This is a genomic window from Clostridium sp. HBUAS56017 (assembly GCF_007115085.1).
In the GTDB taxonomy this organism is placed as follows: Bacteria; Bacillota; Clostridia; order Clostridiales; family Clostridiaceae; genus Clostridium; species Clostridium cibarium.
Genome location: NZ_SULK01000038.1, coordinates 1 through 1,166, shown reverse-complemented (window position 1 = coordinate 1,166; position 1,166 = coordinate 1). Strand labels below are relative to the sequence as shown.

Genomic DNA, 1,166 nt, shown 5'->3' with positions numbered 1-1,166 from the left:
ACTACAACTGGAGATACTTTATGTACTGAGGATAAGCCAATTATTCTTGAATCAATGGAATTCCCAGACACAGTTATAAATGTAGCTATCGAGCCTAAGACAAAAGCTGGTCAAGAAAAGATGGGATTAGCATTAGCTAAACTTGCTGAAGAAGATCCAACTTTCAAGACATGGACTGATCAAGAAACTGGTCAAACAATTATCGCTGGTATGGGAGAACTTCACTTAGAGATTATTGTTGATAGATTACAAAGAGAATTTAAGGTTGAATGTAACGTTGGTGCTCCACAAGTTGCTTACAAAGAAACAATCAGAAAACCTGTTAAGGCAGAAGCTAAGTATGCTAAACAATCAGGTGGTAAAGGACAATATGGTCACGCTGTTATTGAAATGGAACCAACTGATGGTGAGTATGTATTTGAAAATGCTGTTGTTGGAGGAGCTATTCCTAAGGAATATATCCCAGCAATCGATGCAGGTATACAAGAAGCTGCTTTAAGCGGTATAATAGCAGGATATAATGTTATTAACTTTAAAGTTAAGTTAGTGCATGGTTCATACCATGAAGTTGACTCATCTGAAATGGCATTTAAGATCGCTGGATCTATGGCATTTAAGAATGCTATGTCTAAAGCTGATCCAGTATTACTTGAACCAATGATGAAGGTTGAAGTTACTGTACCAGAAGAATACATGGGTGATGTTATCGGTGATATCAATTCAAGAAGAGGTAGAATGGAAGGTATGGAAGCTGTTAATGGTGCACAAATCATTAGAGCATTCGTTCCATTATCAGAAATGTTTGGATATGCAACTACTTTAAGATCAAGATCTCAAGGTAGAGGTAACTACTCAATGGTATTTGATCATTATGAAGAAGTGCCAAAGAGCGTACAAGAAAAGATAGTTGGAGAAAGAAAGAAGTAGTTTGAAGTCTGCAACTATTGGTTGATATGGTTAAGTACCTGTTATTTGGGTAATTAATTGATATAAGTGAAATATTAAAGTTGAATGATTAAGCTAGATATTGGAATCTTTTTAAGTTATAATATTCTCGAAAAGATTCTATATCGATTGCTATGAAGGAGGAATTTTACAATGGCAAAGGAAAAATTCGAAAGAAGTAAACCACACGTAAATATTGGAACAATTGGTCACGTAGACCA

Annotated in this window: 1 pseudogene; it reads left to right on the top strand. The window is 35.2% G+C overall.

Annotation, left to right across the window (positions count from 1 at the left end):
• A pseudogene (fusA, locus tag FAY47_RS21065) lies at positions 1–927 on the top strand (elongation factor G); the annotation flags it as partial.
• Positions 928–1,166 lie beyond the last annotated feature (239 nt).